The organism is Alteromonas confluentis (assembly GCF_001757105.1).
In the GTDB taxonomy this organism is placed as follows: Bacteria; Pseudomonadota; Gammaproteobacteria; order Enterobacterales; family Alteromonadaceae; genus Alteromonas; species Alteromonas confluentis.
Genome location: NZ_MDHN01000013.1, coordinates 35,056 through 59,516 on the forward strand (window position 1 = coordinate 35,056; position 24,461 = coordinate 59,516).

Here is a 24,461-nt window from a genome sequence, read left to right on the forward strand (position 1 = left end):
GATTGCACAAAATTTCTCCTTTGGTAGCGAAAAATATCCACTATCATCGCGTTTTCAATTGACATCAGCCCCCGAGATCTCTAGAATTCAGCGTCCTTTTTGGATGGGCGGCGTAACAACCTTACTGACAAACTCCACGTTTCGTTATTAAGTGCGTTATTTTGAACGTCTAATAATTTAACTTGAAAAGTGAGACTTTGGTCATGAAAAGAACATTTCAACCGAGCAACTTAAAGCGCAAGCGTTCTCACGGTTTTCGTGCTCGTATGGCGACTAAAAATGGTCGTAAAGTACTAGCAGCTCGCCGTGCTAAAGGTCGCGCTCGCCTTTCTGCTTAAGAGTACTACCCTAAAGTGGGTGAAAATAATTTCTCCAGGGAGTTACGTCTGTTAACTCCCTCCCACTTTACTCATGTGTTTAATGACGCTACCCCTGCTGTATCTCCCGCTTTTACATTACTTGCCAGACATAACCAGTTAGCACATCCACGTGTTGGAATTACTATTCCCAAAAAACGTGTGCGTAAAGCGCATGACCGAAACCGGCTGAAAAGATTAATCAGAGAAAGCTTCCGGCATCAACGCCACAAACTTCCTGCTGTTGATATTGTCGTTGTCGGAAAATCTGGCGCTGATAAGTTAACCAATGAAGAAATTGTTTCAATGTTGGACAAGCAATGGAAAAAACTGGCAAAGCGCTGCGCAAAATAACCATCGCCCTTCCCTTGCTACTGGTGAAATTCTATCAGTGGTTTATTTCACCCATGCTCGGGCAACGCTGCAGGTTCCATCCAACCTGCTCATATTATGCAATTGAAGCATTAAATTCGCACGGATTGCTAATTGGCGGTTGGTTATCGATTAAACGCATATTAAAATGCCACCCTTTCAATCTGGGCGGAGTCGATCCCGTACCGGAATCACGGAATAATAAACACTCAGAATAAAGAGACCTATATGGAATCGCAACGTAGTTTTCTGCTAATCGGCCTTGCCCTCGTAAGCTTCTTGCTTTGGGATCAATGGCAAAAAGATTATGGACCCCAACCGGTTCAGCCCGCCGCGACTGAACAAACCAGCGTAGAAGCCGGTAATGAGGGCGTACCTTCATCCGTGCCAATGAGCGACGATATTCCCGCCTCTTCCAACGAAGATGTACCGGGTGTGACGCCAGAAGCAAAGCCGAACGCAGCTCGCATGATTCACGTACTGACCGACACGCTGGATTTACAAATTGATCTGGTCGGTGGCGATGTCATCAAAGCGAACCTGGTAAAATTTCCGCTAACGCAGGAATCAACCGAAACTTATAGTCTGCTGCGCCCTACAGACGGTCTCTATGTTGCACAAAGTGGGCTGATTGGTCGTGATGGTCCTGATGCAAACCGTTCAGGACGTCCTCGTTACGATGCAGAACAACAAGAGTTTGTCATGCAGGGTGATACATTATCTGTACCATTAACTTGGCAAAATGCAGATGGCGTTGCGGTAACGAAAACCTATAATTTTACCAAAGGCAGCCACGATATTGCCTTAACCTACACTATTGCTAACAACTCATCGCAGACGACCACATTCCAACAGTATGCGCAGTTAAAGCAAACCACGCAGGTACCTGACGGTGGCAACATGTTCATGCCGACATACCGCGGTGCAGCGTATGGTACTGATGAAGATCGTTATGAAAAATACCCTTTCGATGACATCGAAGATAAGAATCTGAAAGTTTCGACTGCCGGTGGCTGGGTAAGTATGCTGGAACACTACTTCGTATCCGCCTGGGTACCACCGCAGTCACAAACGAATAATCTGTATTCCAAGCTGGTTCAGAACCAGTATGCGATTATTGGTTTTACCGGCACACCGGTTAACGTTAACGCAGGCGATACTGTGACCGTTGGTTCCGAATTGTATTTAGGACCGAAAGATCAGGATACCCTGGAAGGACTGGCAAACGGTCTGGATCTGACCGTCGACTACGGCATTCTGTGGTGGTTATCCAAGCCATTATTCGCCCTGCTGCAATTCCTGCACAGCTTAGTCGGTAACTGGGGCGTGGCAATCATTCTGATCACTGTCGTGGTGAAAGGTGCGATGTATCCGCTGACCAAGAAGCAGTACGAATCCATGGCGCGCATGCGTAATCTTGCGCCTAAGATGCAACAGCTGAAAGACCGCTTTGGCGACGATCGTCAGAAGATGTCTCAGGCGATGATGGAGCTGTACCGCAAAGAGAAAGTGAATCCGATGGGCGGCTGTCTGCCAATCATCCTACAGATGCCTATCTTTCTGGCACTGTACTGGGTACTGCTGGAAAGTGTGGAACTGCGTCACGCAGACTTCTTCCTGTGGATCACTGACCTGTCAGTGAAAGACCCGTACTTTGTACTGCCAGTACTGACAGGTGCCAGCATGTGGCTGCTACAGAAACTTCAGCCTACTACTGTGACTGACCCGATGCAGCAGAAGATCATGCAGTTCATGCCTGTGGCAATGAGTGTATTCTTCCTGTGGTTCCCGGCCGGTCTGGTACTGTACTGGCTGGTCAGTAACATCATTACCCTTGTCCAGGCGAAACTGATTTACGCCGCCATGGAAAAGAAAGGGCTGAAATCCAAGTAATTCATCTAATCTTAAACAGCCCGCTTTAGCGGGCTGTTTCATATATAAAGAGGTCAAACATGCCATCTTTCGATATTGTATCTGAAATCAACATTGAAGAAGTCCGTAACGCCACGGAAAACACCACCCGTGAACTGGCTACCCGTTTCGATTTTCGTGGCGTAGAAGCCAGCATCGAATTTAAAGAAAAAACGGTTGTAATGAAGGCTGAAGGTGAATTTCAGCTGCAACAACTAGAGTCAATGTTCCGCAATGCCTGCTCCAAACGTAACCTGGATACCAGTATTCTTGACGTGAAAGACTATGACCAGCGCGGCAAAACCTGTACCCAGGTTATCGGTTTCAAAGAAGGAATCGAGCAGGCAACTGCAAAGAAAATTGTAAAACTCATCAAGGATGCCAAGATCAAAGTACAAACGGCTATCCAGGGCGACCAGTTGCGGGTAACCGGGAAGAAGCGAGATGACTTACAACAGGTAATCTCGCTGGTTCGCGGCGCCGATTTAGGCCAGCCATTTCAGTTTAAAAACATGAAAGATTAATGATGACATCACTTACCACCTCTCAGGATACTATTGTTGCACAAGCCACAGCCCCGGGGCGCGGTGGCGTGGGCATTGTGCGAGTATCCGGACCGGCAGCCCTTGATGTAGCTAAAGCGCTGGTTCCAACACCGCTTAAGCCTCGTGTAGCCAGCTATACCCCTTTTGTGGGCCAAGATTACACGGTTATCGATCAAGGTATCGCGCTGTTCTTTAAGGGGCCTAATTCGTTTACTGGCGAAGATGTACTGGAACTGCAAGGACATGGCGGTCAGGTGGTGATGGATATGCTCATTGATGCGGTACTGGGTGCGGCCAATGTGCGCCTGGCAAGACCAGGAGAATTCAGTGAACAGGCATTCTTAAACGATAAACTCGATTTGGCGCAAGCGGAAGCCATCGCCGATCTGATTGATGCCAGTTCTAAGCAGGCAGCAAAAAGTGCGCTGCGTTCTCTTCAGGGTGAGTTTTCACAAACCATCACTCAGTTATCTGAAGAGATCATCCACTTAAGAATGTACGTGGAAGCAGCCATTGATTTTCCTGACGAAGAAATCGATTTTCTGTCTGACGGGAAGGTAGCGGGCGATCTTCGACAAATTATCGAGTCATTGTCTCAGGTGCAGCAAAAAGCCAAGCAAGGTTCCCTGCTGAGAGAAGGTATGCAGGTGGTCATTGCAGGTCGACCTAACGCCGGTAAATCCAGTTTGCTTAATGCACTAGCAGGACGCGACAGTGCAATTGTTACCGATATAGCCGGCACCACAAGAGATGTACTCAAAGAACATATCGACATTAACGGTATGCCGGTGCACATCATTGATACCGCGGGCTTACGTGAAAGTCCAGATAAAGTGGAACAAATTGGGATCGAACGGGCCTGGAAAGCCATTGACGAGGCCGATCGGGTTCTTTTCGTTGTCGACAGTACCGATACGGCTGTTATTGATCCTTATGAAATCTGGCCAGAATTTATGGCCCGTCTGCCTGAAAATATTCCAACCACCGTTATTCGGAATAAAGCAGATTTGTCGTCAGAAACGGTAGGTATCCAACAGTTAAACACACAGCACGGAGAAGTGAGTGTCATTGGTTTATCAGCAAATACTGGTGATGGCGTAGACTTACTCCGGCAGCACCTTGCCGACACCATGGGTCTGGACACCACCACCGAAGGCCAGTTTATTGCACGACGTCGGCACCTCGATGCCCTGGCCAAAGCAGCCGAACATGTAGACAATGGTGAGCAACAATTACTCTCAAATCTGGCAGGGGAACTCCTCGCAGAAGAATTGCGATTGGCGCATCAGGCGCTCACTGAAATTACCGGCGAATTCACCTCCGACGATTTGCTAGGTCGGATTTTCTCTTCTTTTTGTATTGGTAAATAACGCATGTCTCAGCATTTATCTATTGTGGTAGGTTCCGTTCTTGGTGCCTCAGAATATGTCGCAGAAGCCCTTGAGCAAGTTGCAAAGAAGGCGGGTTTCACCACCACACTGCAATTTGAGCCAGACCTCTCAGCGCTAAAATGTGAAGGCAAATGGCTTATCTGTACGTCTACCCATGGTGCGGGCGAATTACCTGAAAATATTCAACCTTTTGCCAAATCACTGGAAGATGCCGATCTTTCGGGAGTACAAGCCTACATCGTAGGACTGGGCGACAGCAGCTATGACACCTATTGTTTTGGCGCCATCGAAATGGAAAAACGCTTAAAAACTGCTGGCGCGCAAATCATCGCTGAACCACTGCACATTGATGTACTCAATCATCCCATTCCAGAAGATGTCGCGATAGAATGGTTTGAACAGCAATTGAATTCCTGATCAACGCATGTTTACTGAAGCCGAATTTCACGCGCTCACTGCCTCGCTGTCAAATGACAGCCGGGTGCTCTATTGTCTCGGTTTACGACCCACCGTTGATGTGCCTTCTGCATTGTCAGAACCTGTAAATTATAAATATCTGATCAACTTAGTTAACGGCAACAACACTGAAGACGGTGATTATTCTCGCGGCCAACAAATCAATACCCTACTTGGGGAACTCGAACAGGCTGGTCTGATTGCCCTTCAGGATGACAACACGCTGGAAACATCGTTAAGCGGACAGCGTCTTTTACTGCCATTATGTAATGGTAACCAAGACAACTTTACGCATCTACATCGTCAATACACCGCGATCCACGGACGCTGGCGACCCGATCCCGCTCTCTTTGAAGAAATGGCCAATCTCATCGGACTCATCGATCGCAAATTTGATGATGAAGATATCGGCGAGTTTGTTTCATATTGGTTGGGCCGTCCAGACGCAGTTTTTAGTCATTTTCAATGGACACAGAAATTCGCCTACGCAGTGAAACGTAAGCGATTAGCTGTAGGCCATACCACGACGCGTAAAGTGGGTACACAGACCGTTCCAGTTGCAGCCGGCATTGAAGCCGACGATAATGCCAGAAAGCTGGTGGAAAAATACGCATCACAGAAAAAGAGCTGATCCAATGCAATCATTAAAAGACAAACTGAATTCCCTCGCCCGTGCCATGGGTAAACCAGAGGTGCAGGACGGCTATCAGGACTACGAAACGCTGCGAAAAGAATACGAGCGCAAAGCCAACGATGAAGTTCGACAGTTGCAACAAGACAGTAAGATTAAACGTATCCATGACTTACACGGGCGTTCTGATCTGAACCCCAGATGGACCTTTGCTAACCTGGTAGAAGACAGTGACGATGTGATAGAAGCCGTTAGCATCGCCCACTCCTTTATTGCTGCTCACAGCGATAGAGAATGGCGTCAGGCAGGATCACACATGATGCTGTTTTACGGTGACTATGGCCGCGGTAAATCACACATTGCCGGTGCCATTGCCCATGAGCTCATTGAGCAATACGAGATCACCGTGTTGTACCGACAGCTTTCTACACTCATGGAAATGCGTCATTTTTCTTTTGATTTTGGCTCCCAGGACAACATCGGTCAACGTTTCCGCGAAGCTCATCAGGAGCTTCTTGAGGTCGATCTGCTGATATTAGATGAAGTGTGCGTGAATGAAACCATGCTAAAGAAAAATCAACAGAGCTGGCTAGGAAACTTACTTAGACAACGTTTGGTGAATAAGAAGAACTGTATTTTGATCACCAACCACAATCTCACAGAGCTTGAACTGGCGTTAGGTAAGTACTGCTTTGAGTCAATAAAAGAATACGACACCTATAAAGTACGCTTTTCGGGGCCTAGTCGTCGTGACGGATTGGTTAATGATGAGAACCCGGCAGACAATCCCCAGCCGCGTTATCAACCTAATCAGGTACGCTAAATAACAAAATTTCTATGAAAAAAATCAAAGCCGGTGTCCATCACACCGGCTTTTTTTCGCTTGGCCACAAATAATGTATTTATCAACATAAACTTTTTTGGATCGAAAAAAGCGATCATGTGGAAAAGATCTAATCACAGGAAGATCACCCGATCAGCCCCCGAAAACACTACGATCATACGATCATAAAGTGATCGTTCTCGACAACTTATCCCCAACACGATCACATCTTGATCACCCTTGTGGATAGGATCCCCTAAACCTTTGTGCATAAGCTCTGATCGTAAATTGCATAAGTTTTCAGCCCCTTCCGGTTGTGGATAATATACCCGGTTATGCACATGATCAGGGGGTACTTATGATCCCCTCTGTACCACAGTTATCATTCGTGTAAGATCATGATCTCATGATCAAAAAGTGACTTACTAACAGATCTTCGCGATCCTAATAAATATAAAAATAAAGATCTTAAAAGAGATCTTAAGATCTATAAGGCAAACAGCCTGGCAAAAAACAAAAGCAAATTGAAGAAAATTTAGCCATTTCCATTAGCTAATAAGTCAGCTAAAATACGCGCCCTTTTTCTGGCAGACCGTATTATGTCAGAACAAACCGATTAATTTACATTCCCCGTGTTATGTGAGGTTCAACATGTTTTATCAGGACGCATTTGATGTCATCGTTGTTGGCGGTGGGCATGCCGGTACAGAAGCTGCACTGGCATCTGCTCGCATGGGCGCAAAAACATTATTGCTGACCCATAACATGGAAACGATCGGGCAGATGTCCTGTAACCCGGCTATCGGCGGGATCGGAAAAGGCCATCTGGTAAAAGAAATCGATGCGCTGGGCGGTGCTATGGCACTGGCTATTGATCAGGGCGGGATCCAGTTCCGGACGCTGAACTCAAGCAAGGGACCTGCAGTACGTGCAACCCGCGCACAGGCTGACCGCAACCTGTATCGCCAGGCGATCCGTCAAACGGTGGAGAACCAGCCAAACCTGTCTGTTTTCCAGCAGTCCTGTGATGACCTGATCGTCGAGAACGATCGCGTTGCCGGTGTAGTGACGCAAATGGGTCTCAAATTCAAAGCACAGAGCGTTGTGCTGACTGTTGGCACCTTCCTGGGTGGCACCATCCACATTGGCCTTGAAAACTATCGTGGTGGCCGTGCAGGCGATCCGCCCTCCATTGCACTGGCAGAACGTTTACGTGATCTCCCTTTCAGGGTTGATCGCCTGAAAACCGGTACTCCTGCCCGTCTTGACGCCCGTACACTGGATTTCAGCGTGATGCAGGCGCAGCCTGGTGATACGCCGACGCCGGTCTTTTCCTTCATGGGTAACCGTGAAATGCATCCTGAGCAGATCAGCTGCTACATCACCCATACCAACGAGAAGACCCATGATATTATTCGTGGTGGCCTGGATCGTTCGCCCATGTTTACCGGGGTCATCGAAGGTGTTGGCCCGCGTTACTGCCCGAGTATTGAAGATAAGATCACGCGCTTTGCTGACAAAAATTCGCATCAGATCTTCGTTGAACCGGAAGGGTTGAACAGCATTGAGGTGTATCCAAACGGTATTTCCACCAGTCTGCCTTTCGACGTGCAGCAAGCACTCATCCACTCAATCCGTGGCTTCGAGAACGCACACATCATCCGTCCAGGCTATGCCATCGAATATGATTTCTTTGATCCGCGGGATCTGAAACAAACGTTGGAAACCAAATTTATCGGCGGGTTGTTCTTTGCCGGTCAAATTAACGGTACAACGGGTTACGAGGAAGCGGGGGCGCAAGGTCTGATGGCGGGCGCGAACGCGGCACTGCAGGTTCAGCAAAAAGATCCGATGATTTTACGTCGCGATCAGGCTTACATGGGTGTGCTAGTTGATGATTTGGCCACCATGGGTACCAAAGAACCGTACCGCATGTTCACCAGCCGCGCGGAATACCGTTTGCTGCTGCGTGAAGACAATGCCGATTATCGTCTTACTGCACTTGGCCGTGAAGCGGGTCTGGTAGACGACGAACGCTGGCAGGCATTCAATATCAAGATGGAAGCGGTTGAGCAGGAACTGCAGCGTTTGCGTGGTCAGTGGGTTCATCCGGACCATGCTGCAGTACAGGAACTCAATCCGCTGCTGAAAAATCCGGTGAGTCGTGAGCACTCCTACGAAGAACTGATCCGTCGTCCGGAAATGACCTACAATGCATTGATGGCCATCGAAGGCATTGGTCCGGGAATTGCCGATCCGATTGCCGCTGAGCAGGTCGAAATTCAGATCAAGTACGCAGGTTACATTGCCCGTCAGCTCGACGAAATCGCAAAAACGCAGCGTCATGAAAATACCTTGCTGCCAATGGACTTCGATTACAGTAAAATATCCGGCCTCTCTAACGAAGTGGTCGCCAAGCTGACAGAAGCCCGTCCGGAAACGATTGGCAAGGCATCACGTATCTCGGGTATTACCCCTGCCGCAATTTCGCTCCTTCTGGTGTACCTGAAGAAGCACGGCATGTTACGTAAACAGGAATTAAAAACCGCGTGAGCAGAATAGACACCGCAAAACTCAATGATATTCTGATGCAGGGCAGTGAATCGCTGTCACTAACACTGACTGAGCAGCAGGCTGAAAAGCTGGTTGGCTATGTTGAGCGCATTGATAAGTGGAATAAAGCTTATAACCTCACTTCTGTGCGTGAACCAGAGCAGATGATGGTTAAGCATATTCTTGATTCTATTGCTGTTGCACCGTTCATTGACGGCAAAACCATCATCGATGTTGGCACGGGTCCGGGTCTGCCCGGGATCCCGTTATCGGTGATGTTGCCGGATTCTTCGTTCACCCTGCTAGATAGTTTGGGCAAACGGGTCCGTTTTATGAAACAATGTGCATTCGAACTCGGTTTGAATAATGTTACTCCCGTCCATAGTCGTGTGGAAGACCATAAGCCTGATCAACCATACGATATCGTATTAAGCCGCGCATTTGCGTCCCTGAAAGATATGTTGCACTGGTGCGAGCATCTGGTAGATTCATCTGGAGTCTTTGTTGCTCTTAAAGGTCAGTTTCCTCAGAGCGAAATAGACGAAGTAAGTGATCACTTCCGAATCGAGTCCGTAAAGGCGTTGTTAGTCCCGGAGCTTGAGGGCGAGCGTCATTTAGTCAATATTCGAAAAGTCTAACGGGTGCACAGTGGCGAAGGTAATCGCAATAGCGAATCAGAAAGGTGGTGTGGGTAAAACCACGACGGCAGTGAACGTAGCGGCATCCATGGCTGCAACCAAGCGTAAGGTGCTGTTGATTGATTTAGATCCTCAGGGCAATGCCACCATGGCCAGCGGCGTCGACAAGTACGAAGCGGAAGCAACCACTTTTGAACTGCTGATCGAAGAAAAGCCAATTGATGACGTTATCATCAAAAACACGACGGCCAAGTATGATCTTATTGCGGCGAACGGCGACGTGACCGCTGCAGAAATCAAGTTGATGGAAATGTTCGCCCGCGAAGTCCGTTTGCGAAATGCACTGCAGCCGGTGAAAGATTATTACGATTTTATTTTTATCGACTGTCCGCCATCACTCAATCAGCTTACGGTAAACGCACTGGCGGCTGCCGATTCCGTGCTGGTGCCAATGCAGTGTGAATATTACGCTCTGGAAGGGTTAACTGCGCTGATGGATACCATCCAGAAGCTCGCTTCCGTAGTCAATCCGGATCTGAAAATTGAGGGCGTGTTGCGCACCATGTACGATCCCCGCAACCGTCTGGCCAATGATGTATCTGAACAGCTTAAGCGTCACTTCGGTGAACAGGTTTACCGCACGGTCATTCCGCGTAACGTTCGCCTCGCAGAAGCACCCAGTTTCAGTATGCCGGCCATGTACTACGACAAGTCTTCTTCCGGCGCGAAAGCCTATCTTGCGCTTGCTGGTGAAATTCTGCGTCGTCGCGAAAAGACATTACAACCCGCAAAAGCCAGTTAATCTGGTAAACTAACAAAAGTTAATACACTGTCAGTCTTAATCGCTTGAGTCATTGAGGAAAAACATGTCTGCAAAGAAAAGAGGACTCGGACGTGGCCTGGACGCACTGCTTGCCACCAGTCAGACATCCGCTGCCCGCCGTGAACAGGAATCAGAAACCATTGCTTCAGCCCAGAGCGAGCTGAAGAAACTGCCTGTCGAGTTTTTAAAGCGAGGAAAATATCAGCCTCGTAAAGACATGTCGCCGGAGGCTTTAGAAGAGCTGGCATCCTCTATCCGTTCCCAGGGGGTTATTCAGCCTATCGTGGTGCGTAGTGTTGGCGATGATGAGTACGAAATCATTGCCGGTGAACGTCGCTGGCGTGCGGCACAACTGGCACAGCTCGATGTCGTTCCCTGTTTAATCAAGAACGTGCCCGATGAAGCGGCAGTTGCCATTGCACTGATTGAAAATATTCAGCGTGAAGATTTAAACGCCATGGAAGAAGCGCAGGCGCTGGAACGTTTGATGAACGAATTCGAACTGACCCATGCCCAGACTGCTGAAGCTGTCGGTAAATCCCGCGCCACTGTCACGAATTTGTTACGCCTGAATAATCTGAATGACGATGTAAAACTGTTGCTTGAGCATGGTGACATTGAAATGGGTCATGCCCGTGCCCTGCTTGGCCTTGAAGGTGAGCAGCAAACCGAGGTGGCACAGGTGGTGTCAGGCAAGGGACTGACCGTAAGAGACACTGAAAAATTAGTACGTAAGTGCTTGGAACCTGCCAAACCTAAGCCGGAAAAAACCGTAGACCCCGATGTTGCAAGTCTGATGAACCGTCTTTCCAAGAACCTCGGTGCTTCGGTTTCGATTGATCACAATGCCAAGGGTAAAGGTAAAATCACTATTAATTTTAATGATTTAGAACAACTCGATGGCATCCTCTCCAAGATACACTAACCCGCTATAAGACCATAGTTGCAGATCTGTTAACTGTGGTCGTTATTGCTACTCTTTTCGCGTACAATGCGTGGCAACCTGACATTCGACACGAAAATTTTCATAATAACTTTCAAAACGCGATGTATGGTTGAAAAATATCGGTAAAACAGTATACTTCTGACGCTTTTTATTTGGGCTGAGAAATAAGCAGAATAATGGCCAGAGAAGAATTGGCTGCGGCCGGAAAACGGCTTGCAAGAAAAGCCCTCTACATGCAAGTAATTGTCATGTTTGTTTTAGTCGCCATCAGTGGTGCAGGAATATCCGTTAATGCTGCAAAATCAGCGGCGATTGGCGCGCTAATCAGCATCCTGCCCAACCTGGTCTTCGCGACATTCGCGTTTAAATACGCCGGCGCCAGTAAAAACCAACTGGTGGTAAAAAGTTTCAGCCAGGGCGCAAAATTGCGCATGGCAATAGCAATAATTTTATTCGTGGTGGCCTTTAAGCTGTTGCATGCAATACCGGAAATGGTATTTGCCAGCTTCGCTATTACGACGGTTAGCTACTGGCTGACCATGTTTCGTCAACAACACTAATAAATAATAACTAAGTTGACCAGTACCTAAGTAGCAAGACTACTGTGGTACAGACGAAGCGCTGAAAAGTTTTTACACTTTAATTTATTTAGGTTGAAACATGGCATCTGAGATTACAACACAAGAGTATATTCTCCACCATTTGACCAATGCCACCATGTGCGTCACTGACGACGGGGTGAAATTTAGTCACGGTGAAGAACTTCATAACGTTGCAGAAGTATGTGCGGAAGCAGGCTTCTGGGTTTGGAACATTGATACAATGGCCTGGTCTATTGGCCTGGGTATTCTGTTCCTCTGGTTATTCCGTAAGGTTGCTAAATCAGCAACCTCTGGCGTACCGGGCAAAACACAGGCGTTTATTGAGCTTGTTGTTGAATTTGTAAACGATAACGTTCGCGATACCTTCCACGGTAAGAACAATCTCATTGCACCACTTTCTCTGACCATCTTCGTCTGGGTATTCCTGATGAACCTGATGGACCTTGTACCGGTAGACTTTCTGCCTACAGCAGCAGGTCAGATTGCCAATGCGGCAACCGGTGTAGATCCGCACCACGTGTATATGAAAGTGGTACCTACCACTGACCTGAACATGACTCTGGCGCTGGCTCTGGGTGTATTCTTCCTGATTCTGTTCTACTCCATCAAAGTGAAAGGTGTAGGCGGTTTCATGAAAGAGCTGACTTTCCAGCCTTTCAATCACTGGGCATTCATTCCGGTTAACTTCATTCTGGAATCCGTTACCCTGCTGGCTCGCCCGTTCTCACTGGCGCTGCGACTGTTCGGTAACCTTTATGCCGGTGAGCTAATCTTTATTCTTATCGCGACTCTGGGTGTGTGGCAGTTGCCTCTCTATTTCCCATGGGCGGTATTCCATATTCTGGTAATCGTGCTTCAGGCCTTCATCTTTATGATGCTGACCATTGTGTATCTGAGCCTGGCTCACGAAGACCATTAATGTAGTCCGGATCACCTGCAATACCTGGAAAATTGCAGGCGATTCAAACTGTTTTACTTTTACACTTTAACTTTAAATTTAACTTAAATCGGAGACGTACATGTTATACATCGCTGTTGCACTACTGATTGGTCTGGGTGCCCTGGGTACCGCTATTGGTTTCGGTCTGCTGGGTGGTAAATTCCTAGAATCTGCTGCTCGCCAACCAGAACTGGCTCCTCAACTGCAAGTTAAGATGTTTATCGTAGCGGGTCTTATCGACGCGATCGCAATGATCGGTGTTGGTATCGCGCTATACCTTCTGTTCGCTGTTGGTGCTTAATTTTTTAAACCCATTTTTTAGCGAACATATGAGGAGGAGCGGTCGTGAACATTAACGCCACTCTAATTGGTCAATTAATCGCATTCATCGTATTCGTGTGGTTCTGCATGAAGTACGTATGGCCCCCTTTACTGGGTGCGATTGAAGAACGTCAGAAGAAGATAGCCGATGGCCTGGAAGCTTCTGTACGTGCTGAAAAAGACCTGGAACTGGCTCAGGAAAAAGCTACTGAGCAGTTGAAAGATGCGAAAGCGCAAGCAGCTGAAATTGTCGAGCAAGCCAAAAAGCGTGCTAGTCAACTTGAAGAAAGTGAAAAGCAGAAAGCTTACTCAGAGCGTGAGAAAATCATTGCTTCTGGTTATGCCGAAATTGAAGCTGAACGCAATCGTGCCAAGGAAGAGTTACGCTCACAGGTAGCAGCTTTAGCTGTTGCTGGTGCAGAACAAATTCTTCAACGTGAAATCGATGCTAACGCGCAAAACGACATTGTTGAAAAACTTGTCGCTGAGCTATAAGGGAGAGTTGAGCCATGTCTGAATTGACAACCGTTGCTCGTCCCTACGCTAAAGCTGCTTTCGATTTTGCAGTCGAGCATAACGCCATTGCCAAATGGCAGGACATGTTGGTATTTGCCGGCGCAGTTGCAAACAACGACGACATGCATCAGTTAATGACTGGTGCTGTTGCCGCAGAACAACTCGCTGAAATATTCATCAATGTCTGTGGTGAACAGCTCGATGAACATGGCCAGAACTTTATTAAGGTTCTGGCTGAGAATAAACGTTTAGTTGCACTACCAGCCATTTCAGAGCTGTTTAACACTCTGAAGGCGGATTACGACAAAGAAATTGAAGTCAATCTGACTTCGGCTTCTCCACTGTCTGATTCGCAGGCTGCTGAAATCAGCGCATCGTTAGAAAAACGTTTGGCACGTAAAGTGAAGCTTAATTGTAACGTGGACCCTGCTCTGGTCGCAGGCTTTGTAGTCAAAGCCGGTGATACAGTTATTGATGGTTCCGTGAAGTCGAAATTGAACCGTCTCGCAGACGCGTTGCAAGCATAACGGGGATAAGAGTATGCAACTTAATTCCACTGAAATTGCAGAACTGATCAAAAAGCGAATTGAACAGTTTAATGTAACCAGTGAAGCTCGCACCGAAGGGACTATCGTCGCAGTAACAGACGGTATTATCCGCATTCACGGCTTAGCCGATGTAATGCAAGGTGAAATGATCGAACTTCCTGGCAGTCGCTACGCTATTGCACTGAACCTTGAACGAGATTCAGTTGGTGCAGTAGTTATGGGTCCGTATGCGGACCTACAAGAAGGCACAAAAGTACAATCTACCGGCCGTATCCTTGAAGTACCTGTAGGCCCTGGCCTGCTGGGTCGTGTTGTAAACACCCTGGGTGAGCCAATCGACGGTAAAGGCGCTGTTGAAGCTGCCGGCTTCGAACCAGTAGAAAAAATCGCACCAGGCGTAATCGACCGTCAATCAGTTGATGAACCTGTACAGACTGGCTACAAGTCAGTTGACGCGATGATTCCTGTTGGTCGTGGTCAGCGTGAGCTGATCATCGGTGACCGTCAGTGTGGTAAAACAGCCATGGCTGTTGATGCCATCATCAAACAGAAAGATTCAGGCATTAAATGTGTTTACGTAGCAGTTGGCCAGAAGGCTTCTACGATTGCTAACGTAGTACGCAAGCTGGAAGAACACGGCGCGTTGGCTCACACCATCGTTGTTGCGGCTTCTGCTTCTGAATCTGCTGCCCTGCAGTACCTGGCACCTTACTCTGGTTGTACCATGGGTGAGTACTTCCGTGACCGCGGTGAAGACGCACTGATCGTATATGATGACCTGTCTAAGCAAGCTGTTGCTTACCGTCAGATCTCTCTGCTTCTGAAGCGTCCTCCTGGTCGTGAAGCATACCCTGGTGACGTTTTCTATCTCCACAGCCGTTTGCTGGAGCGTGCTGCTCGTGTAAACGACAAGTACGTAGAGCGTTTCACTAACGGTGAAGTTAAAGGTCAAACGGGTTCACTGACAGCTCTACCTATCATTGAAACTCAGGCCGGTGACGTTTCAGCGTTCGTACCTACTAACGTTATCTCTATCACCGATGGTCAGATCTTCTTAGAAACTGACCTGTTTAACGCAGGTATTCGTCCTGCTGTTAACGCCGGTATCTCTGTATCACGTGTTGGTGGTGCTGCTCAAACCAAGATCATTAAGAAATTGGGTGGTGGTATCCGTCTTGCGCTTGCACAGTATCGTGAATTGGCTGCGTTCTCTCAGTTCGCATCTGACCTTGACGAAGCAACGCGTGCACAGCTTGAACACGGTGAGCGCGTTACCGAACTGATGAAGCAGAAGCAATATGCTCCTCTGTCAATCGCTGATATGGGTGTGTCTCTGTATGCCGTTGAGAAAGGCTTCTTAAAAGATGTAGCGCTGGACAAAATCCTTGATTTTGAATCTGCACTGCACGCTTACATGAACAGCGATCACGCTGAGCTGATGAAGACTATCAATGCAACCGGCAACTACAACGACGATATTGATTCACAGTTGAAAGACGCTTTAACGAAGTTCAAAGCAACTCAAACTTGGTAATCAATGGTGCTGGCTTTCGTGGTCAGCACATTTCGTTGAGTAATCGGAGAGATAATCATGGCCAGCGGTAAAGAGATTAAAGGTAAAATTGGGAGTATCAAAAATACTCAAAAGATTACCAGTGCGATGGAAATGGTTGCTGCGTCGAAGATGAAAAAGGCGCAGGAACGTATGGCCCACGGCCGTCCATACGCGCAAAGCATGCTAAAAGTGATTGGTCACATTGCTAACGGTAACCTTGAGTATCGTCACCCTTATTTAGAAGAGCGTGATGAGAAACGGGTTGGCTTTATCGTGATTTCTACCGACCGCGGTTTATGCGGTGGCTTGAATACTAACGAATTCAAGCTGGTCACCCAGAAAGTGCGTGAATACCGCGACAAGGGTGTTGAAGTAGATTTTGCGGCATTAGGCTCGAAGGCTTGTGCATTCTTTAATCGTTTTGGTGGTAAGCTACTTGCCGCAGAAACCGGTTTAGGCGATGCCCCTTCAGTCAGCGATGTAGTTGGTGTGGTTCGTGTAATGCTACGCGCCTACGACGAAGGTTCACTGGATAAGATTTATCTGGTTTACAACGACTTCGTTAACACCATGACGCAGAAGCCTGTGATGAATCAATTATTGCCTTTGCCAAAGTCAGAAGATGAAACACTGAAGCATCGTTGGGATTACATTTACGAGCCGGATCCAAAAGAAATTCTGGAATCCTTAATGGTTCGTTACATTGAATCCCAGGTATATCAGGGTGTTGTGGAAAACGCAGCATCAGAACAAGCAGCTCGAATGGTAGCAATGAAAGCGGCAACAGATAACGCCGGCAACCTTATCGATGATCTGCAACTGATATACAACAAGGCTCGTCAGGCTGCAATCACACAGGAAATCAGTGAGATTGTATCCGGCGCCGCAGCGGTGTAGGCAAAGGTTTAGAAGAGATAACGAGGACAAATTATGAGTCAAGGTAAGGTCGTCCAAATCATTGGCGCCGTTGTGGACATCGAGTTTCCACAAGATGCGGTACCAAGAGTATATGACGCACTGAAAGTTACCGAAGGTGACTTATCCGGGCTAACCCTGGAAGTGCAACAGCAATTAGGCGGTGGCGTAGTTCGTTCCATCGCTCTGGGTACCACAGACGGGCTACGTCGTGGCCTGGCAGTAGAAAACACTGAAGCACCTATCATGGTTCCGGTTGGTACATCCACTCTGGGTCGTATCATGGACGTGTTAGGTAATCCAATCGACGAAGCGGGCCCAATCGGTGAAGAAGAGCGTATGTCTATTCACCGCGCAGCGCCAAGCTACGAAGATCAGTCAAGTGCAGTTGAACTGCTTGAGACAGGCATCAAGGTTATCGACCTGGTATGTCCATTCGCGAAAGGTGGTAAAGTTGGTCTGTTCGGTGGTGCCGGTGTAGGTAAAACCGTAAACATGATGGAGCTTATCCGTAACATCGCAATCGAGCACAGTGGTTTCTCTGTATTCGCCGGTGTTGGTGAGCGTACTCGTGAGGGTAACGACTTCTATCACGAAATGAACGAATCTAACGTACTGGACAAAGTATCTCTGGTATACGGTCAGATGAACGAGCCACCGGGTAACCGTCTGCGTGTTGCTCTGACTGGTCTGACGATGGCAGAGAAGTTCCGTGACGAAGGTCGTGACGTTCTGTTCTTCGTAGATAACATCTACCGTTATACCCTGGCAGGTACTGAGGTATCAGCACTGTTAGGTCGTATGCCTTCAGCAGTAGGTTATCAGCCTACCCTGGCTGAAGAGATGGGTGTTCTGCAGGAACGTATCGCATCAACCAAGACGGGTTCAATCACGTCTATTCAGGCGGTATACGTACCAGCCGATGACTTGACTGACCCATCACCAGCTACCACCTTTGCTCACTTAGATGCAACGGTAGTACTGTCTCGTGATATCGCGTCTCTAGGTATTTACCCTGCGGTAGACCCACTGGATTCGACTTCACGTCAGCTGGATCCTCTGGTAATCGGTCAGGAACACTACGACACAGCGCGTGGCGTTCAAACCGTACTTCAGCGCTATAAAGAGCTGAAAGATATCATCGCGATTCTGGGTATGGACGAACTGTCTGATGAAGACAAGCTTGTGGTAACACGTGCTCGTAAAATTCAGCGTTTCCTGTCTCAGCCATTCTTCGTAGCAGAAGTATTCACCGGCTCTCCTGGTAAGTACGTTTCTCTGAAAGACACTATCAGTGGCTTTAAAGGCATTCTGGAAGGTGAATACGATCACTTGCCAGAACAGGCTTTCTACATGGTTGGTTCTATCGACGAAGCGTTGGAAAAAGCCAAGAAATAAGAGTGAAGCCAGGCAGGTATTAATACCTGCCTGCGTTTGATTCACGTTCCTTACTAAGGAGTTTACAATGGCAGCTATGACCGTTCATCTGGATGTAGTAAGCGCAGAAAAAGAGATTTTCTCTGGTCTGGTTGAAACATTACAGGTAACAGGAAGTGAAGGTGAATTGGGTATCCACCCAGGTCACGCGCCACTTATTACTGCAATTAAACCTGGTATGGTGCGTTTGGTTAAGCAGCACGGCGAAGAAGAGTTGATTTATGTTGCTGGTGGCGTACTTGAAGTACAACCCGGCACTGTGACTGTTCTCGCTGACGCAGCGGTACGTGCAGATGATCTGGACGAACAGGCAGCGGAAGAAGCGAAACGTCGTGCTGAGGAGCACATCGCCAACCCAGGCGCTGATTTCAACTATGCAGAAGCGGCACAAGAGCTGGCAGAAGCCATTGCTCAATTACGCCTGATTCAGAAACTGCGTAAGTAATTATTCAGCTACTTTTAAAAAACCCGGCTTATGCCGGGTTTTTTGTTTTCTGTGGCTTGCCAATACGACGCAAATAGCGTTACTGTATATTTAACCAGCAAGGAATCCCCGGAGAACCGATATGTCAAAATCAGGAAGTTGTCTGTGCGGTGAAGTCGAAGTTCATGCTTCACAGGTTGAAGAAGGCGTCGGCGCCTGTCATTGTTCAATGTGTCGTAAATGGAGCGGAGGGCCATTCTACGCCGCTCATTGTGGTACATCAGTAACGTTCAAAGGCGAAGACGCAATTACCCGTTTCGCGTCCTCTGCGTGGGGTGAGCGAGGCTTCTGTCACCGTTGTGGTACCCACCTGTTTTTCCAGCATGTGGAGAGCGGCGCCTACTTCATACCAGCGGGTATCTTCAATGACAATTCTCTCAAGCTGGAAAGTGAAATATTTACTGATGAAAAAGGCAGTTACTATGCGCTGGATGCCGACAGTATAAAAATGACCGGCGCGGAGTTTATCGCTTCAATGGAAAAGGGCGAATAAGCATGAAATCAAAATCGCTGCAGTATCTCGAATACCCTACCCGTTCCATCGCAAAATCCAAGGCATTCTTTAAACAGGTATTCGGCTGGGAGTTTGTTGATTACGGTGAGATGTACTGTGCGTTTTCACTGGAGAATGTCGACGGTGGCTTCTATCAGAGTGAAGCGATCAGCGATACCGCGAGCGGGGCCGCACTAACGGTATTTTTCAGTGATGATCTCAGCGCTATTGAAAGTGAAATTATTGCGGCCGGTGGAACCATTGTAAAAGACATATTCGCTTTTCCCGGAGGCCATCGCTTTCACTTCACCGAGCCTGGCGGCAGCGAGTTTGCTGTCTGGTCAGACTGTTATACTGATAAGTAATTGATATAGGTTTATCTAGCACTTTATGGCTATTGCATTAAACGATGGCTTAATTAAACTACGCCAAAAATAATAATAAGTAATACCAACAACGCAGTGGGAAGGACTTTACTGATTGGTTTCGTGAAGGCCCTATGACAACACACTACAACTATCCTTCTTCTTCTGCCTCGTCGTTCTGGCGAATGCCGCTTAGCTACTTTTTCATTTGCTGCGTCATTAACTATTTCACCGGTGCACTGGATTTACAAACAATAAGCGACGCGCGAGGCCAGCGAGATTTTAACGCGGCCGTCGGCATGCCGTTGTTAACCAGTTTCTTTTGGATCAGCCTTCGGGTTCAGCAGCAACAAATGGCCAGTGCAATCATGAGCTATTTGCTGGATAAGAACGCGCTGAGCCTATTTGCACAACATCGAGCCAGACTAGCTTCTAAGTTACGCCAGCAAATTATTACATCCGCTACGCTGGCCGTTTCGGTAACGGTTGTTTATATTATTTCCGAAGAGTTGGTAGCGTTCGATCTTAATGCCCAAGTGCTGGTACTCGATCTCATTGCTGTGCCATTCTGGTTCTTCTTCTGGTTATTCTTATTTCAAATGGTGTCATCGACGCAATATATAACACGACACTTCATTACTAAGATCATCACCACCAGCGGTGAGCTCAAAGCACTTAGACGTATCTCATCTCTTTCAGTGGAAAATACACTTTTTGGCCTTATTGCGCTGGTTATCATTCCTGTATTCTGGTTTAACACGCAAATTCCAGCCATAGACATGTTCATCGTCACCATCTTCTCGTTGTCACTGATTGCCTATTTGTTCATGCCCGCCTACCGAATTGTGGGTTTAATTAGTACGCAAAAGCAGCAGGTTATCGATAAACTCACCGTTGGCTTAGTCGCCATCCATAAAGTAGAGCAACACAATAAGCTTGAAGCAGAACGTCGTCATACACTGGAAAGGGAAATTGAAGAGGTAGAAAATATCTCAGCGTCGCCTGTTCCTTTCGAGCTGGCTAAGCGACTAATTAGTGTAGTGATGTTGGTACCTGCCTCGTGGATGGCGTTACTGTACCTTGAGCACCTTGTTGGTTGAAACCTCGCTGTTGCGGCGATGTGCCTGGGGACTTTGCCAAAACGACTGAAATTTTTGCTGAAGACGATGTAACGGTGCAGCAGAGCTCTCGCATGTGTTAGTCAGGGTGTATGCGACGGCCTCCAGCGTTGAAAGACTCTTATCAAATTTTGTGTGTCTTATTTCGTACTCACTCGGCGGTGCACTATCAAAATGATACTGTGGCAGCGTATGCAACTGCTGCAGTGTTTTCCACATACCAAAAGCCTGCTTCCAGCTCCCATCGAGCAATATGAACAAATCGTGTTCGCGCACCGGCTTTGCCTCTAAGGATTCAATCGCTACGCTGCCTTCAGACGGATAAATAACTGCAGGTGATTGATACTGTTGCAGATAATCGGTAACTTGTTGATTTAATCGCTCAGTGCCGGAAACAATAATTCTAGTCTCAGGTAGTGTAAGACACACTAATCGGGCGGTATTCTTTGCGTGTATTGCTTCTTTCTTATGCTGAATGATGAGAAAATGAACATCTGAGTGAAGCGTTTCTACTGCTTGGCAAACACAGGTTTTACTAGGATAGCCACAGTCTGAACAATAGAAACGCATGAATAACTCAGGATTGCCGAAGAAGGGGTTATTATGGCTGAAATTGATAAAACGAGGCAAATTCTCGAAACTGTCATGGTCATTCCTGCAGGGAAAGTAGCGACTTACGGACAAATTGCCGATCTTGCGGGTTTGCCCGGTCGAGCCCGGCTAGTCGGCAGTTCGCTAAGAAGTGAATTCGATGGTGCTGAAGTGCCGTGGCAAAGGGTGCTCAGGGCAGATGGAAAAATTGCGTTTCCCAGCGGTTCCCCCAAAGCCGAAGAACAGCGACAAATATTAATCGCCGAAGGCGTGTGCGTTAAAAATAACCGCGTTTCGCTGGCGGATTACCGATGGCAACCTGATATGGCAACTATACTTAGTGCATTGAAATATTGAATACAAACTTGCAGAGTTAACGTGTCAATGTGTGCCGGAACCAATATTATGCGTAGAACCTGGTGTAAATTGAAGTGACTAATACCGTGATAAAAACAATTACAATCAACGAATTAACCCCCGGTATGTTTGTTCATGAAATTACTGAGCAGTCAGGCAAGGTAAAGATTAAAAGTCAGGGGCGGGTAGCCAGTGAAGCCGTGGTGGATTCGTTACGTGCCAGAGGGGTACTCAAGCTCCGTATTGATTTATCTAAACAGTTCGATCCGCGAAACGGGACCCCTATTCCCACAGCAGTACAAGAAGCCCCTGCCAATACGCGAAAAGCCGCCAAGACAAGTTTTGCCAGTGAATTGATCAATGCCGAAAGTCTGTATAAGCAAGGTAAAAAAATTCAGCATACGTTGCTTCAGGCTGTTGAGAAAGGACTGCCATTCGATGATCGTATCCCCAGCGAGTTCTCTCACAAACTGGTTGCGTCTGTCGAGCGAAACCCTGATGCGCTGCTTTGCCTTACCCGTATTCGCGAGAAAGATGATTATCTTCTCGAGCACTCATTGAATGTGGCGATTATTCTGGCCAACTTTGCTCGTTTCGTTGGCATGAACGACGACGAAGTCCAAGAGCTGGCGTACGCCGGTTTTCTTCACGATATGGGAAAAATTCGAATTCCTGATGACATACTTCATAAGCCTGGCAGGTTGACCGACCAGGAAATGGATGTGATGAAGAAACATGTGCAGTTTGGTGTTGAGGCATTAGAAGAAGTTAATCTTAATGCGGCGCTTATTCGAACCGTCAGCGAACACCATGAACGCCTCGATGGCGGTGGTTATCCTGCAGGCACTGCCAGTAACGGCATAAGTCATGCCGGGCGGATGTTGGCCATAGCAGATATGTACGATGCGCTCACCGCTGATCGTTGTTATAAAGCGGGCATGCCGAGCCAGCGCGCTTTTCAAATTCTTATCAGTGAGAGTCCTCATAAACTGGATAAGGGATTGGTTCAACAGTTCATCAAGTGCATGGGTGTTTACCCGGTAGGTAGTTTGGTGCTGTTATCTAACGACAAACTCGCCATGGTGTTGGCACAAAACGATTCGCCGTTAACGCCGAAAGTAAAACAATTCTATTCCACGAAAGGTGGGCATTACATCACACCAAAAGATGTCGATCTGGAAGCTGATACAAGAATCACGATCGTTAAAGCAGTGAGAGCCAGCGACTACAAGATTAACTTTAACGAGTTCTTTAACCAGAGCATCGCGCCGTAACGCTGTGTCCTCCTGGAATCGAATCCTCATAGTACCGTTGCCTATTTCATACACTTACCGGGAAATATTTACCGGCTAGAAGTGATCTTCAACATTTAATTTCATTTGTTAACTTTATCGTATTGCCGCGCTGTTCAGCGTGTATTCATCCGCTTAGCACTAATCTGCCCACATATTAGCGACTGGAACAGGAATTGCTGTTTTATCCGTTGTAATCACTGCTAAATAAGAAGCAGACCCGATACAGAAGTAGAACCTTAAGAGGGACATGATGAAAAAAGTATTCGCAGTAGGATTAATTAGCGCCGCACTCGCGGTTGGCGGTTGTGCAACCAGTCCAAACAATACACAAAAAGGTGCTGGTATTGGCGCGGTAGTCGGTGCTTTGCTGGGTAAAGCCACGGGCGACAATGATAAAAGTCGGTACGCCTGGGGTGCCGTGGTAGGCGCCATTGCGGGTGGTGCGATCGGTAACTACATGGATCGTCAGGAAGAAGAAATGCGTGAGCAACTGGCTGACACCGGCGTTCAGGTAGTACGTGAAGGCGATAACCTACGCCTTATCATGCCGGGTGACATTACGTTCGCCACTAACAGCGCGTCTATCAGTCCGAACTTCAACCCTGTTTTGCAGGACGTTGCCAAGGTTGTGAACAATTACGAGAAAACGGTATTGATGATTGAAGGTCACACCGACGATACCGGTGCTGATTCTTACAATCAGACCTTATCTGAGCGTCGCGCACAGTCAGTGAAAAACCTATTGGTCACGTTTAATGTAAATCCGACCCGGGTGACAACGGTAGGGCTGGGCGAATATCAGCCCAAAGTGCCAAATACATCTGCTGAAAATCGTCAGATGAACCGCCGTGTAGAACTGAAAATCCAACCGCTGACAAATTAATCTGTCTGCTGGTCAAGAAAGGGAGCACCACTGCTCCCTTTATAACGCTGCTAATGCTGCGCGGTTGCTTGAATTTGCTTTACCACGTCATCTACCAATTCATTGGGGAGTGGAATGGTAAGATGATACTGTGTTACCAGCCATTTACCGTCTCTTTTCTCAAGTACCCCGGTTCCTCTAGTCACACCGTAACTCTGGCTATCCAACATTTCATCAAACCAGGCGACATCCCCTGATTGTGAAAAATACACATGACGAGCTGTGGGCGTATATGTCCAGCCCCTGCCCTGATCAAAATAAGGCTTTGCATACGCTTTGAATTCACTCACCGTCCAGGTTTCAGAGGCATCGGTACCGATGAAAACGCCGTCAGTCGCGAAGGTGCTGAAATAGTCTTCATAGCTGGCGGAAGCCGCTGATTGATGAAGTTTATCAAGAACTGTTGCTACTGCCTTCTCGCTAGGTGTCGATGCAATAGCGGATGAGCAGAAAACGATTAAGCTGCATAGTAGAAGGTGTTTCATAACTTTCCCTGTAACTCGTTAAAGCATCATCTTAACCTTAGAAGCGCATTTTTTATATTCTCGTATTGGTTG

At 47.5% G+C, this 24,461-nt stretch carries 30 protein-coding genes; 28 read left to right on the forward strand and 2 right to left on the reverse strand.

From position 1 onward, the window contains the following. Positions 1-203 precede the first annotated feature (203 nt). The 25 genes from rpmH (at position 204) to BFC18_RS05950 (ending at position 20,721) form a co-directional block, all read left to right on the forward strand. A complete protein-coding gene (rpmH, locus tag BFC18_RS21370) occupies positions 204-338 on the forward strand; it encodes a 50S ribosomal protein L34 (RefSeq protein WP_014290886.1) in 135 nt (44 codons plus the stop codon). Positions 339-353: 15 nt separating this feature from the next. Next, positions 354-710, forward strand: coding sequence for a ribonuclease P protein component (gene rnpA, locus BFC18_RS05840; protein WP_070124333.1), 357 nt, complete (start codon positions 354-356; stop codon positions 708-710). After that, a complete protein-coding gene (gene yidD / locus BFC18_RS21375) occupies positions 698-946 on the forward strand; it encodes a membrane protein insertion efficiency factor YidD (RefSeq protein ID WP_211481013.1) in 249 nt (82 codons plus the stop codon). Before rnpA ends, yidD begins: the two co-directional genes overlap by 13 nt. A gap of 10 nt (positions 947-956) precedes the next feature. After that, a complete protein-coding gene (gene yidC, locus BFC18_RS05845) occupies positions 957-2,621 on the forward strand; it encodes a membrane protein insertase YidC (protein ID WP_070124334.1) in 1,665 nt (554 codons plus the stop codon). Positions 2,622-2,680: 59 nt separating this feature from the next. After that, positions 2,681-3,163, forward strand: coding sequence for a YajQ family cyclic di-GMP-binding protein (locus tag BFC18_RS05850; protein ID WP_070124336.1), 483 nt, complete (start codon positions 2,681-2,683; stop codon positions 3,161-3,163). Between the two features lie 2 nt (positions 3,164-3,165). Continuing rightward, on the forward strand, positions 3,166-4,554 hold the full coding sequence (mnmE, locus tag BFC18_RS05855; protein WP_070124338.1) for a tRNA uridine-5-carboxymethylaminomethyl(34) synthesis GTPase MnmE: 1,389 nt from the start codon (positions 3,166-3,168) through the stop codon (positions 4,552-4,554). A 3-nt stretch (positions 4,555-4,557) separates the two neighbouring features. Next, on the forward strand, positions 4,558-4,992 hold the full coding sequence (mioC, locus tag BFC18_RS05860; RefSeq protein ID WP_070124340.1) for an FMN-binding protein MioC: 435 nt from the start codon (positions 4,558-4,560) through the stop codon (positions 4,990-4,992). 7 nt (positions 4,993-4,999) lie between these two features. Beyond that, positions 5,000-5,662 (forward strand): DnaT-like ssDNA-binding domain-containing protein, encoded by a 663-nt coding sequence (locus BFC18_RS05865; protein ID WP_070124342.1) that lies wholly within the window; start codon positions 5,000-5,002, stop codon positions 5,660-5,662. A 4-nt stretch (positions 5,663-5,666) separates the two neighbouring features. Next, complete coding sequence (locus tag BFC18_RS05870) at positions 5,667-6,485, forward strand: DnaA ATPase domain-containing protein (protein ID WP_070124344.1); 819 nt, start codon at positions 5,667-5,669, stop codon at positions 6,483-6,485. A gap of 651 nt (positions 6,486-7,136) precedes the next feature. Next, entirely contained in the window at positions 7,137-9,038 is a 1,902-nt protein-coding gene (gene mnmG / locus BFC18_RS05875) for a tRNA uridine-5-carboxymethylaminomethyl(34) synthesis enzyme MnmG (RefSeq protein ID WP_070124346.1), read from the forward strand. A 35-nt stretch (positions 9,039-9,073) separates the two neighbouring features. Next, positions 9,074-9,676, forward strand: a complete 603-nt coding sequence (rsmG, locus tag BFC18_RS05880) for a 16S rRNA (guanine(527)-N(7))-methyltransferase RsmG (RefSeq protein ID WP_070124593.1) — start codon at positions 9,074-9,076, stop codon at positions 9,674-9,676. Positions 9,677-9,686: 10 nt separating this feature from the next. After that, the gene (locus tag BFC18_RS05885; protein ID WP_070124348.1) at positions 9,687-10,478 is read left to right on the forward strand and encodes a ParA family protein; all 792 of its coding nucleotides are present in this window, start codon (positions 9,687-9,689) and stop codon (positions 10,476-10,478) included. 64 nt (positions 10,479-10,542) lie between these two features. Further along, complete coding sequence (locus tag BFC18_RS05890; protein ID WP_070124349.1) at positions 10,543-11,424, forward strand: ParB/RepB/Spo0J family partition protein; 882 nt, start codon at positions 10,543-10,545, stop codon at positions 11,422-11,424. A 197-nt stretch (positions 11,425-11,621) separates the two neighbouring features. Continuing rightward, a complete protein-coding gene (locus tag BFC18_RS05895; protein ID WP_070124350.1) occupies positions 11,622-12,005 on the forward strand; it encodes an ATP synthase subunit I in 384 nt (127 codons plus the stop codon). A gap of 100 nt (positions 12,006-12,105) precedes the next feature. Then, positions 12,106-12,966, forward strand: a complete 861-nt coding sequence (atpB, locus tag BFC18_RS05900; protein ID WP_070124351.1) for a F0F1 ATP synthase subunit A — start codon at positions 12,106-12,108, stop codon at positions 12,964-12,966. Positions 12,967-13,066: 100 nt separating this feature from the next. Continuing rightward, on the forward strand, positions 13,067-13,288 hold the full coding sequence (gene atpE / locus BFC18_RS05905; RefSeq protein WP_012520222.1) for a F0F1 ATP synthase subunit C: 222 nt from the start codon (positions 13,067-13,069) through the stop codon (positions 13,286-13,288). A 44-nt stretch (positions 13,289-13,332) separates the two neighbouring features. Continuing rightward, positions 13,333-13,803 (forward strand): F0F1 ATP synthase subunit B, encoded by a 471-nt coding sequence (gene atpF / locus BFC18_RS05910; protein ID WP_070124352.1) that lies wholly within the window; start codon positions 13,333-13,335, stop codon positions 13,801-13,803. A gap of 14 nt (positions 13,804-13,817) precedes the next feature. Continuing rightward, entirely contained in the window at positions 13,818-14,351 is a 534-nt protein-coding gene (atpH, locus tag BFC18_RS05915; RefSeq protein WP_070124354.1) for a F0F1 ATP synthase subunit delta, read from the forward strand. A 13-nt stretch (positions 14,352-14,364) separates the two neighbouring features. After that, complete coding sequence (atpA, locus tag BFC18_RS05920) at positions 14,365-15,906, forward strand: F0F1 ATP synthase subunit alpha (RefSeq protein ID WP_070124355.1); 1,542 nt, start codon at positions 14,365-14,367, stop codon at positions 15,904-15,906. Positions 15,907-15,963: 57 nt separating this feature from the next. Beyond that, positions 15,964-16,824, forward strand: coding sequence for a F0F1 ATP synthase subunit gamma (atpG, locus tag BFC18_RS05925; RefSeq protein ID WP_070124356.1), 861 nt, complete (start codon positions 15,964-15,966; stop codon positions 16,822-16,824). Between the two features lie 33 nt (positions 16,825-16,857). Further along, positions 16,858-18,240, forward strand: coding sequence for a F0F1 ATP synthase subunit beta (atpD, locus tag BFC18_RS05930; RefSeq protein ID WP_070124358.1), 1,383 nt, complete (start codon positions 16,858-16,860; stop codon positions 18,238-18,240). Between the two features lie 67 nt (positions 18,241-18,307). Next, positions 18,308-18,724, forward strand: a complete 417-nt coding sequence (locus BFC18_RS05935) for a F0F1 ATP synthase subunit epsilon (protein WP_070124359.1) — start codon at positions 18,308-18,310, stop codon at positions 18,722-18,724. 121 nt (positions 18,725-18,845) lie between these two features. Beyond that, entirely contained in the window at positions 18,846-19,256 is a 411-nt protein-coding gene (locus BFC18_RS05940; protein ID WP_070124360.1) for a GFA family protein, read from the forward strand. Between the two features lie 2 nt (positions 19,257-19,258). After that, complete coding sequence (locus BFC18_RS05945) at positions 19,259-19,621, forward strand: VOC family protein (RefSeq protein WP_170826566.1); 363 nt, start codon at positions 19,259-19,261, stop codon at positions 19,619-19,621. A gap of 134 nt (positions 19,622-19,755) precedes the next feature. After that, positions 19,756-20,721, forward strand: coding sequence for a hypothetical protein (locus tag BFC18_RS05950; protein ID WP_070124365.1), 966 nt, complete (start codon positions 19,756-19,758; stop codon positions 20,719-20,721). Here the strand turns inward: BFC18_RS05950 and BFC18_RS05955 are convergent. Continuing rightward, the gene (locus BFC18_RS05955) at positions 20,692-21,309 is read right to left on the reverse strand and encodes a tRNA-uridine aminocarboxypropyltransferase (RefSeq protein ID WP_070124366.1); all 618 of its coding nucleotides are present in this window, start codon (positions 21,307-21,309) and stop codon (positions 20,692-20,694) included. The two genes, BFC18_RS05950 and BFC18_RS05955, sit on opposite strands and share 30 nt — an antisense overlap. A 33-nt stretch (positions 21,310-21,342) precedes the next feature. Between BFC18_RS05955 and BFC18_RS05960 the strand changes: the two genes are divergently transcribed. The 3 genes from BFC18_RS05960 to BFC18_RS05970 all read left to right on the forward strand — a co-directional run bounded on the left by BFC18_RS05960 (position 21,343) and on the right by BFC18_RS05970 (position 23,865). Next, complete coding sequence (locus BFC18_RS05960; RefSeq protein ID WP_070124367.1) at positions 21,343-21,687, forward strand: MGMT family protein; 345 nt, start codon at positions 21,343-21,345, stop codon at positions 21,685-21,687. Positions 21,688-21,773: 86 nt separating this feature from the next. Beyond that, positions 21,774-22,961 (forward strand): cyclic di-GMP phosphodiesterase, encoded by a 1,188-nt coding sequence (locus BFC18_RS05965; RefSeq protein WP_070124594.1) that lies wholly within the window; start codon positions 21,774-21,776, stop codon positions 22,959-22,961. Between the two features lie 271 nt (positions 22,962-23,232). Then, positions 23,233-23,865, forward strand: coding sequence for a YiaD family glycine zipper/OmpA-like lipoprotein (locus tag BFC18_RS05970; protein ID WP_070124369.1), 633 nt, complete (start codon positions 23,233-23,235; stop codon positions 23,863-23,865). 50 nt (positions 23,866-23,915) lie between these two features. On the opposite strand, the gene BFC18_RS05975 is transcribed toward BFC18_RS05970, so the two are convergent. Further along, a complete protein-coding gene (locus tag BFC18_RS05975) occupies positions 23,916-24,389 on the reverse strand; it encodes a nuclear transport factor 2 family protein (protein WP_070124370.1) in 474 nt (157 codons plus the stop codon). Between the last annotated feature and the right edge of the window lie 72 nt (positions 24,390-24,461).

What these genes read in the sequence shown, in the direction of transcription:
- rpmH (WP_014290886.1), top strand. Translation starts at nt 204, where the DNA reads ATGAAAAGAACATTTCAACCGAGCAACTTAAAGCGCAAGCGTTCTCAC.
- yidC (WP_070124334.1), top strand. Translation starts at nt 957, where the DNA reads ATGGAATCGCAACGTAGTTTTCTGCTAATCGGCCTTGCCCTCGTAAGC.
- BFC18_RS05850 (WP_070124336.1), top strand. Translation starts at nt 2,681, where the DNA reads ATGCCATCTTTCGATATTGTATCTGAAATCAACATTGAAGAAGTCCGT.
- mnmE (WP_070124338.1), top strand. Translation starts at nt 3,166, where the DNA reads ATGACATCACTTACCACCTCTCAGGATACTATTGTTGCACAAGCCACA.
- mioC (WP_070124340.1), top strand. Translation starts at nt 4,558, where the DNA reads ATGTCTCAGCATTTATCTATTGTGGTAGGTTCCGTTCTTGGTGCCTCA.
- BFC18_RS05865 (WP_070124342.1), top strand. Translation starts at nt 5,000, where the DNA reads ATGTTTACTGAAGCCGAATTTCACGCGCTCACTGCCTCGCTGTCAAAT.
- BFC18_RS05870 (WP_070124344.1), top strand. Translation starts at nt 5,667, where the DNA reads ATGCAATCATTAAAAGACAAACTGAATTCCCTCGCCCGTGCCATGGGT.
- mnmG (WP_070124346.1), top strand. Translation starts at nt 7,137, where the DNA reads ATGTTTTATCAGGACGCATTTGATGTCATCGTTGTTGGCGGTGGGCAT.
- rsmG (WP_070124593.1), top strand. Translation starts at nt 9,074, where the DNA reads ATGCAGGGCAGTGAATCGCTGTCACTAACACTGACTGAGCAGCAGGCT.
- BFC18_RS05890 (WP_070124349.1), top strand. Translation starts at nt 10,543, where the DNA reads ATGTCTGCAAAGAAAAGAGGACTCGGACGTGGCCTGGACGCACTGCTT.
- BFC18_RS05895 (WP_070124350.1), top strand. Translation starts at nt 11,622, where the DNA reads ATGGCCAGAGAAGAATTGGCTGCGGCCGGAAAACGGCTTGCAAGAAAA.
- atpB (WP_070124351.1), top strand. Translation starts at nt 12,106, where the DNA reads ATGGCATCTGAGATTACAACACAAGAGTATATTCTCCACCATTTGACC.
- atpE (WP_012520222.1), top strand. Translation starts at nt 13,067, where the DNA reads ATGTTATACATCGCTGTTGCACTACTGATTGGTCTGGGTGCCCTGGGT.
- atpH (WP_070124354.1), top strand. Translation starts at nt 13,818, where the DNA reads ATGTCTGAATTGACAACCGTTGCTCGTCCCTACGCTAAAGCTGCTTTC.
- atpA (WP_070124355.1), top strand. Translation starts at nt 14,365, where the DNA reads ATGCAACTTAATTCCACTGAAATTGCAGAACTGATCAAAAAGCGAATT.
- atpG (WP_070124356.1), top strand. Translation starts at nt 15,964, where the DNA reads ATGGCCAGCGGTAAAGAGATTAAAGGTAAAATTGGGAGTATCAAAAAT.
- atpD (WP_070124358.1), top strand. Translation starts at nt 16,858, where the DNA reads ATGAGTCAAGGTAAGGTCGTCCAAATCATTGGCGCCGTTGTGGACATC.
- BFC18_RS05935 (WP_070124359.1), top strand. Translation starts at nt 18,308, where the DNA reads ATGGCAGCTATGACCGTTCATCTGGATGTAGTAAGCGCAGAAAAAGAG.
- BFC18_RS05940 (WP_070124360.1), top strand. Translation starts at nt 18,846, where the DNA reads ATGTCAAAATCAGGAAGTTGTCTGTGCGGTGAAGTCGAAGTTCATGCT.
- BFC18_RS05945 (WP_170826566.1), top strand. Translation starts at nt 19,259, where the DNA reads ATGAAATCAAAATCGCTGCAGTATCTCGAATACCCTACCCGTTCCATC.
- BFC18_RS05950 (WP_070124365.1), top strand. Translation starts at nt 19,756, where the DNA reads ATGACAACACACTACAACTATCCTTCTTCTTCTGCCTCGTCGTTCTGG.
- BFC18_RS05955 (WP_070124366.1), bottom strand. Translation starts at nt 21,309, where the DNA reads ATGCGTTTCTATTGTTCAGACTGTGGCTATCCTAGTAAAACCTGTGTT.
- BFC18_RS05960 (WP_070124367.1), top strand. Translation starts at nt 21,343, where the DNA reads ATGGCTGAAATTGATAAAACGAGGCAAATTCTCGAAACTGTCATGGTC.
- BFC18_RS05970 (WP_070124369.1), top strand. Translation starts at nt 23,233, where the DNA reads ATGAAAAAAGTATTCGCAGTAGGATTAATTAGCGCCGCACTCGCGGTT.
- BFC18_RS05975 (WP_070124370.1), bottom strand. Translation starts at nt 24,389, where the DNA reads ATGAAACACCTTCTACTATGCAGCTTAATCGTTTTCTGCTCATCCGCT.